The sequence below is a fragment of the Pseudomonas sp. GW821-FHT01A09 genome, from assembly GCF_058986725.1.
Map to the genome: position 1 here is coordinate 168,838 of NZ_JBYSWB010000012.1, position 8,082 is coordinate 176,919.

Annotated in this window: 6 protein-coding genes; 1 reads left to right on the top strand and 5 read right to left on the bottom strand. The window is 58.6% G+C overall.

What is annotated here, in order from left to right:
• Positions 1–127: 127 nt before the first annotated feature.
• From AC3WJP_RS15945 to AC3WJP_RS15965, 5 genes are all read right to left on the bottom strand, one after another.
• Positions 128–559 carry a hypothetical protein gene (locus tag AC3WJP_RS15945; RefSeq protein WP_493722090.1) on the bottom strand — a complete coding sequence of 144 codons (432 nt, stop codon included), beginning with the start codon at positions 557–559 and terminating at the stop codon, positions 128–130.
• Positions 560–957: 398 nt separating this feature from the next.
• Positions 958–2,205, bottom strand: coding sequence for a ribonucleotide-diphosphate reductase subunit beta (locus tag AC3WJP_RS15950; RefSeq protein ID WP_493722089.1), 1,248 nt, complete (start codon positions 2,203–2,205; stop codon positions 958–960).
• Positions 2,206–2,799: 594 nt separating this feature from the next.
• A complete protein-coding gene (locus AC3WJP_RS15955; RefSeq protein WP_493722088.1) occupies positions 2,800–3,399 on the bottom strand; it encodes a putative adenosine monophosphate-protein transferase Fic in 600 nt (199 codons plus the stop codon).
• A complete protein-coding gene (locus tag AC3WJP_RS15960) occupies positions 3,399–3,569 on the bottom strand; it encodes a YhfG family protein (protein ID WP_493722087.1) in 171 nt (56 codons plus the stop codon). The genes AC3WJP_RS15955 and AC3WJP_RS15960 overlap by 1 nt, the downstream gene beginning before the upstream one ends.
• A 191-nt stretch (positions 3,570–3,760) precedes the next feature.
• Positions 3,761–6,646 (bottom strand): ribonucleoside-diphosphate reductase subunit alpha, encoded by a 2,886-nt coding sequence (locus tag AC3WJP_RS15965; protein WP_493722086.1) that lies wholly within the window; start codon positions 6,644–6,646, stop codon positions 3,761–3,763.
• A 678-nt stretch (positions 6,647–7,324) separates the two neighbouring features.
• On the opposite strand from AC3WJP_RS15965, the gene fhuF reads away from it, so the two are divergent.
• Positions 7,325–7,987 carry a siderophore-iron reductase FhuF gene (fhuF, locus tag AC3WJP_RS15970; RefSeq protein WP_493722085.1) on the top strand — a complete coding sequence of 221 codons (663 nt, stop codon included), beginning with the start codon at positions 7,325–7,327 and terminating at the stop codon, positions 7,985–7,987.
• The last annotated feature ends 95 nt before the right edge of the window (positions 7,988–8,082 follow it).

Below are 8,082 nucleotides of genomic sequence, written 5' to 3' on the forward strand. Positions count from 1 at the left end.
GGTGCGCACGGAAGTACGCACTTTGGTATGAAAGTCATTGCCAGTATTTGCTAAGTCTTCTACCAACTAATAGCTCTGAAAACGCTAAGGTGCCAGAGCTCCAGCAGTTACAGGCGCAAACCGAAAATCATAGATTAGTCGAGTACTTCTCATCAACTTTGCGCTTTTCAAGCGTATAAGCTTTCAGGTCAATCTCATTGCCGGTCAGCTTTGCGTCCAGTTGGTCCATTTCGCGTCGTTTCAAGCTGGCGACATGCGCTTTGGATGCCTGGTAATTGAGCGATTCGGCGGCATCGTGGCCACTGACTGGGTCCCAGAGAATGGAGATAGGCCATAGCAGAAGGTTCACCACGCCATAACCATAGGCTCGCCCGTAGAAGGAGCCACCACCGGGCAATAGGCCCAAACCAGCGGCCAGGCCAGGACTCTTTTCCTGGACATCGAGGTGATTGGCGCGGTAACCAGCTAGCTCTGACTCTTGGGCCGAATTCAGGCCGGAAGCACAACCGGTGGTCAATGCGATGAGAACTGCTGCAGACAAAATGCGAAAAGCGGACATCTGAATTCCCTATATTCCATGACTCCCGGCCGGTGCCGACCGAGCGGAGGCGGATTCTACACGCTATTCAGGCCGAAGTAATGGCAATGAGCCCCTTTTTATCTGTCTATGGCCGCCGAAGAAAAGCCTTCGCTCGATTGGCCTTATCTGCTCGAGCACGTTTTCACGCACATGAAGAAATCCGCCTCAGAGGCGGGCCGATGCCGTTTCAAGATGAGCTCATTTTACGCAAGCGTTTGGCACATCGGACGTGCTGCATCCGGTTAGGTGATACTTATTTCAAAAACTAATAGCGCCAAGTGGAATGAAAAAGGGCTGCCATGGCAACCCTTTTTATAGAAGCCATTTTATTTCCGATAAAATGGCTTTGGATATTGATGCGACTGACGCAGGGAGTATTAATCCCAGCTCAAAGCCCCACCCGTCTGATACTCAATAACCCGAGTCTCAAAGAAGTTCTTCTCCTTCTTCAAGTCCATAATCTCGCTCATCCACGGGAACGGGTTCACAGTCCCTGGATACTCTTCCTTCAACCCAATCTGGCTCAAACGACGGTTAGCGATAAACTTCAGATAATCTTCCATCATCGCCGCGTTCATCCCCAGTACCCCACGAGGCATAGTGTCGCGCGCGTATTCGATCTCCAACTGAGTCCCCTGCAGGATCATCTGGGTCGCTTCTTCCTTCAGCTCAGCGTCCCACAGGTGCGGGTTTTCGATCTTGATCTGGTTGATCACGTCGATACCGAAGTTCAGGTGCATCGACTCGTCACGCAGGATGTACTGGAACTGCTCGGCCACGCCGGTCATCTTGTTGCGACGGCCCATGGACAGAATCTGGGTGAAGCCGCAGTAGAAGAAGATCCCTTCCAGGACGCAGTAGTAAGCGATCAGGTTGCGCAGTAGCTCTTTGTCGGTCTCGACGGTACCGGTTTCGAACTTCGGATCGGAGATCGCGCGGGTGTACTTCAGGCCCCAAGCGGCCTTTTTGGCGACCGATGGGATCTCGTGGTACATGTTGAAGATTTCGCCTTCGTCCATGCCCAGCGATTCGATGCAGTACTGGTAGGCGTGGGTGTGGATCGCCTCTTCGAAGGCCTGGCGCAGGATGTACTGGCGGCACTCGGGGTTGGTGATCAGGCGGTACACGGCCAGCACCAGGTTGTTGGCAACCAGGGAGTCGGCGGTGGAGAAGAAGCCCAGGTTGCGCATGACGATGCGACGTTCGTCGTCGGTCAGGCCTTCCGGGTTGCGCCACACGGCGATGTCGGCGGTCATGTTGACCTCTTGCGGCATCCAGTGGTTGGCGCAGCCGTCGAGGTACTTTTGCCAGGCCCAGTCGTACTTGAAGGGTACGAGTTGGTTGAGGTCGGCACGGCAGTTGATCATGCGTTTTTCGTCGACGGCGACGCGGGCGGCGGAGCCTTCGAGTTCGGCGAGGCCTTCGGCGACGTCGAGTTTGTCGAGGGCGGCCTTGGCCTTGATGATCGCGGCAGAGTCGCTGGCGGTAACGGCGCGGGCTTCGAGGGCGGCGGCACCGCCGGCGCTGTCGAGCTTGTCCATGGCCGCTTCGCTGGCGTGGCCGGCGTTGGCGCCTTTGGCGGGTTCTGCTGCGTCTTCTTTGTCGAATTCGTCCCAGCTCAGCATGGTGAGGAGGCTCCTGGTCGAGGCCCGCTTTTCGGCGGTGCACAATTTAAGATGAGGTTGCCATGGTTACGTAAGCACGCCCGGGCAATGAAACTGCAGGGGAGCGATGCTCCCTGGAAACTCTAATTTGTTCGTTCGTGCGGGTTCGCTTATGGATTGCAATCGCGACGGCACGGGAATTCTGCAACAGGGGGACGAGGGGTGCGCTCAGAAGGTCGGTTGAAAAGGCCGCTTCGAGGTTCGCAACGTATCATGTGCTTCGTCCTTGTTTGGGGGCGAGATTATATCGGAAAAGTCTTCCCTCCGTTACGCTCAAAATCAAAACTATTGCTCATTTCTGGCGCCGGTTTTGCTTGCGATCGCTGCCGGGAAGCATATGCAGTGTTGCGGGGCAATTTAAACCCGAGATACTGCATGTGGTGTTTCTGTGCCCTTGTGGGCACTAAATGTAGTTTCTCGGACGCTGTTTTGCAAGCGCGAACTTGCGCTCGGCATGGCGAATTTGTGCTCTGGTGCGGCACTGCGACCGGTCTATAAGGGCGGGCGGCGGATGAAGAAGTTTTCCGAATTACACGTGTACTGACGGATGGTGATTCAGCCCGCAATCGAGCGGCCAATACACCGCTCGAACACTCGTTCCAACGTCGAGTAATCGCACACCACTGCATCGATATTTGCTTGTATCCATTCGTGCTGTTCGACGCCCCACCAACTGATCTCGAAACCAGCATGGATGATCAGGTGTTCGAACAAGATTCTCTGTGCTCGCCCATTTCCCTCCCTGAAGGGGTGGGTCATGTTGAGGTCGCCGAACAGCTCAGCGACAGCCACGATCAATGCCTCGCGGTCGAGGTCGATAAACCACCCGCGGTGAGCACATGCATTTAATAGCTTGGCGGATTCAGGCTCGATTCTGCTGACGGTGCAGAACCGTGTAGTGTCTTTGGATATATCGATCGTTCGTATTTCGCCAGCCCAGTCGTATAGCTCATCGAACAGTTGCCGATGAATCTTCTGCAGCGCAGTCAGATCGTAAGGAGGAGGGCAGTACTCGATCTCGTTTGCGGCGCTGGCACTGATCTCGCGCTCAGCCTGGTTCAAGACAGTTTCGTCAGTGATATCGAGGAGGTTACGTAAAGTCCGGGTACCTTGGTAGCAATAAGGATCTTGCCCGGTACCGTATTTATCGAGCATCAGCTGCGCTTGGTGCGGTAGCTATCGAGGACAGATTCTTTAGAGGGGAGAGGGCGTTGGCCATCTTCAGGGGTGGTATCGAAGCCTTCAAGGCGCAGGCTGGCTGCGTAGTTGGACTGGCGTACTTTGGCGTAGTAGGCCTTTTTCGCTTGTAGGGAGGTAGGTGCCATGGTGGCCTCCTGAATTTCGATGGAGGCAATTATAGCTGAAAGCTAACTCAGAGGGTGGGCCTTGGGGCCTCTTCCTGGGCAGAGCCCAGTCCCACAGGGTCGGTGGGGAGCCTGCGGGTTTTGGTTGGTTGAAGTCCTTTTCGGGGGCAAGCCCCCTCGCTACAGGGTAGGAGGGGGTTGGCCGCCGGGGGTTACTGGCAAGCCTCGCAATCCGGCTCGTCGATTGCGCAGGCTTTGGGCACTGGCGCCGGACCGGCGGGAGCGGTCTGGATCGGGCTGGTGTCGCTACCGCTAGAGACGGCGTTGAGCTTGCCGGTGTTGATGGTCGACTTCTCGGTGCTGGTCGCGGCCAGGGCACGGAGGTAGTAGGTGGTTTTCAGGCCACGGTACCAGGCCATGCGGTAGGTCACGTCGAGCTTCTTGCCCGAGGCGCCGGCGATGTAGAGGTTCAGCGACTGGGCCTGGTCGATCCACTTCTGGCGGCGGCTGGCGGCGTCGACGATCCACTTGGTGTCCACTTCGAAAGCGGTCGCGTACAGGGCTTTGAGCTCTGCCGGGATGCGTTCGATCTGTTGCACCGAGCCATCGTAGTACTTGAGGTCGTTGATCATGACCGAGTCCCACAGGCCGCGGGCCTTGAGGTCGCGAACCAGGTACGGGTTGATCACGGTGAATTCGCCCGAGAGGTTCGATTTCACGTAGAGGTTCTGGTAGGTCGGTTCGATCGACTGCGACACGCCGGTGATGTTGGCGATGGTGGCGGTCGGTGCGATGGCCATGATGTTCGAGTTACGGATGCCTTTCTGCACACGGGCGCGGACCGGGGCCCAGTCCAGCGACTCGTTGAGGTCGACGTCGATGTACTTCTGGCCACGGGCTTCGATCAGGATCTGTTGCGAATCCAGCGGCAGGATGCCTTTGGACCACAGCGAACCCTGGAACGTCTCGTAGCTGCCGCGCTCGTCGGCCAGGTCGCAGGAGGCCTGGATGGCGAAGTAGCTGACCGCTTCCATGGACTTGTCGGCGAACTCGACCGCAGCGTCCGAACCGTACGGGATGTGCTGCAGGTACAGCGCGTCCTGGAAGCCCATGATGCCCAGGCCGACAGGGCGGTGCTTGAAGTTGGAGTTCTTCGCTTGCGGCACCGAGTAGTAGTTGATGTCGATCACGTTGTCGAGCATGCGCACGGCGGTGTTGACGGTGCGTTCCAGCTTGGCGGTGTCGAGCTTGCCGTTGACGATGTGGTTCGGCAGGTTGATCGAGCCCAGGTTGCAGACGGCAATTTCATCCTTGTTGGTGTTCAAGGTGATTTCGGTGCACAGGTTGGAGCTGTGGACCACGCCGACGTGCTGCTGCGGCGAGCGCAGGTTGCACGGGTCTTTGAAGGTCAACCATGGGTGGCCGGTTTCGAACAGCATCGACAGCATCTTGCGCCACAGGTCTTTGGCCTGGATGGTCTTGAACACCTTGATCTTGTTGTACTCGGTCAGGGCTTCGTAGTACTCGTAGCGCTCCTCGAATGCCTTGCCGGTCAGGTCGTGCAGATCAGGCACTTCGTTGGGCGAGAACAGGGTCCATTTGCCGTCGTCGAAGACGCGCTTCATGAACAGGTCAGGGATCCAGTTGGCGGTGTTCATGTCGTGGGTACGACGGCGATCGTCACCGGTGTTCTTGCGCAGCTCGATGAATTCTTCGATGTCCAGGTGCCAGGTTTCCAGGTAGGCGCAGACAGCGCCTTTGCGCTTGCCACCCTGGTTGACGGCGACGGCGGTGTCGTTCACGACCTTGAGGAACGGAACCACGCCCTGGGACTTGCCGTTGGTGCCCTTGATGTACGAACCCAGCGCACGGACCGGGGTCCAGTCGTTGCCCAGGCCGCCAGCGAATTTGGACAGCATGGCGTTGTCGTGGATGGCGCCGTAGATGCCCGACAGGTCGTCCGGCACGGTAGTCAGGTAGCAGCTCGACAGCTGTGGACGCAGGGTGCCGGCGTTGAACAGGGTCGGGGTCGAGGCCATGTAGTCGAACGACGACAGCAAGTTGTAGAACTCGATGGCACGGTCTTCTTTGTTCTGCTCTTCGATCGCCAGGCCCATGGCCACGCGCATGAAGAAGATCTGCGGCAGTTCGAAGCGCACGCCATCCTTGTGGATGAAGTAGCGGTCGTAGAGGGTCTGCAGGCCCAGGTAGGTGAACTGCTGGTCGCGCTCGTGGTTGATGGCGCGGCCGAGCTTCTCGAGGTCGAAGGTGGCCAGCACGGGGTTGAGCAGCTCGTACTCGATGCCTTTGGCCACGTAGGACGGCAGCGCCTTGGCGTACAGGTCGACCATTTCGTGGTGGGTGGCGCTCTCGGCCACTTCCAGGAAGCTCAGGCCTTCGGCACGCAGGGTGTCCATCAGCAGGCGGGCGGTGACGAACGAGTAGTTCGGCTCGCGCTCGACCAAGGTACGGGCGGTCATCACCAGGGCGGTGTTGACGTCCTTGAGGTTGACGCCGTCGTACAGGTTTTTCAGGGTTTCTTTCTGGATCAGGTTGCCGTCGACTTCTTCGAGCCCTTCGCAGGCTTCGGTGATGATGGTGTTCAGGCGGCCCATGTCCAGCGGCGCGAAGCTGCCGTCGGCCTTGGTGATGCGGATGCTTGGGTGGGCATCGACCGGTGCGTCGCCCGGGGTGCGGGTGGCGCGTTCCTTGGAGCGGTCGTTGCGGTAGATGACGTAGTCGCGAGCGACTTTCTGCTCGCCGGCACGCATCAGGGCCAGCTCGACCTGGTCCTGGATTTCTTCGATGTGGATGGTGCCGCCCGAGGGCATGCGCCGCTTGAAGGTGGCGGTGACTTGTTCGGTCAGGCGCGCGACGGTGTCGTGGATGCGCGACGAGGCGGCAGCGGTGCCACCTTCAACTGCGAGGAACGCTTTGGTGATGGCGACGGTGATCTTGTCGTCGGTGTAGGCGACAACGGTACCGTTACGCTTGATCACGCGCAGTTGGCCAGGGGCGGTGGCGGACAGATTCTGCTCCGAGTCTGTGGCCTGAGGCGCCTTGGCCTGCGGGTTCTCGCGAGTTGTGTCGGTTTGCATGGGTGGTTTCTCCACGATCTCTAATTTGGTTAGGCACTGCTGTACTGCTGGCGTTGCGTCCTGAAGCACGACACCGACAAACGGGATGGGCGACTGCAGGGCGGCGCGCGCATGGGGGCCGTAGACTGCGGTGACGCGTTGCACCCCGGCATGCCGGGTAAAGCGACTTCGGGACAATTCGGGGACAGGCTTGACTGGCAAGCCGCTCCCTGGCCGAAGTGGTCCGGTGGCGGATATCTGCGCAACCGGCTGCCATGTACTGGGGGTACAAAGCAAGAAAATGTCTCTCGAAAAGCTGCGAAAAAAGCCCGCTTTCAGACTTGAGTTTCAGCTTTGAGTTGTGCTTGGTAATTTCGCCAAAACCCAACATGTAGTGTTTTTCGGCGCTGGGGATACAAGATAAAGCGGTATGGGGGGTAATGCAACCAGTCGTGTCTGTGGATAACGTGTGGGTAAAGTGTGCGTGCGGGGTGGGTGAATCCCTGTAGCCCTTGACCCATCTGGTGTAGGACCTTTCGACAGCTCTGTAGGACGGAGGTAATGCGCTTTGGAAAATTTTCCGCTTGCTTTTTCCGCTCCTCGACGCTTCGTGACGGTGGGTAGAATAGCGCGTGGATTGTTGCAAATTTCAGACCGTGAACAGCGTCCAAGTGGTCGTATTCGAATGTGGAGTCAGGTATGGCGTGGCATAGCGGGCCTTACGCGGGGTTGATCGAGACATGGCTGGCCGATGACGATCCGCGCCTGGCGGTGTCGATGCCGGAGTTGATGCAGCCCCAGGTGATGGATCAGCTGTTACTGCGCATTTATGGGGCGCAGCTGCTGGCCGATGAGCGGCCGGTGCTGGTGTCGCAGTGGTCGCGCTTCTACTTCATGCAGTGGCTGCCGACGATGCTGGTGACACAGTTGGGCTATGGCTGGTTCTTGCCGCTGGAGCTGCGCGCGGTGGGGCTGGTGCTGGACGCCCGTGGGCAGCCAACGGCGATGAAAATGCTCGAGGCCGGCGAACCGGGGGAGCAGGGCGCGTCGCTGGAGCCGTGGATTGCGGTGAACATGCGGCCGTTGGTGGAGTTCCTGGCCAGTTACGGCGGGGTCTCTGCGCAGGTGTTGTGGGGCAATGCCGGGGATATCTTCGAGCGCACCGTGCGCAAGCTGGAGGCGCTGGGCATGAAGGGCCTGGAGCCCGCGCTGGCGATGTTGCAGACGCGCAAGCTGGCGGATGGGCGGAGCAATCCGCTGTATGCGCCGGTGAAGTACGTGGGCGATGGGCGACGCGTGTTGCGCAGTTGTTGCCTGGCGTATCGCGTGGTTGGGCCCTGTGAGGATTGCCCGGTGGGGTAGGTGTCAATGAGGGCGCCATCGCGGGCAAGCCTTGCTTGTATGGTAGAACTTGAAGGGGTGGTGGGACGAACGCTAAGCATCTGACTGCGCCAACA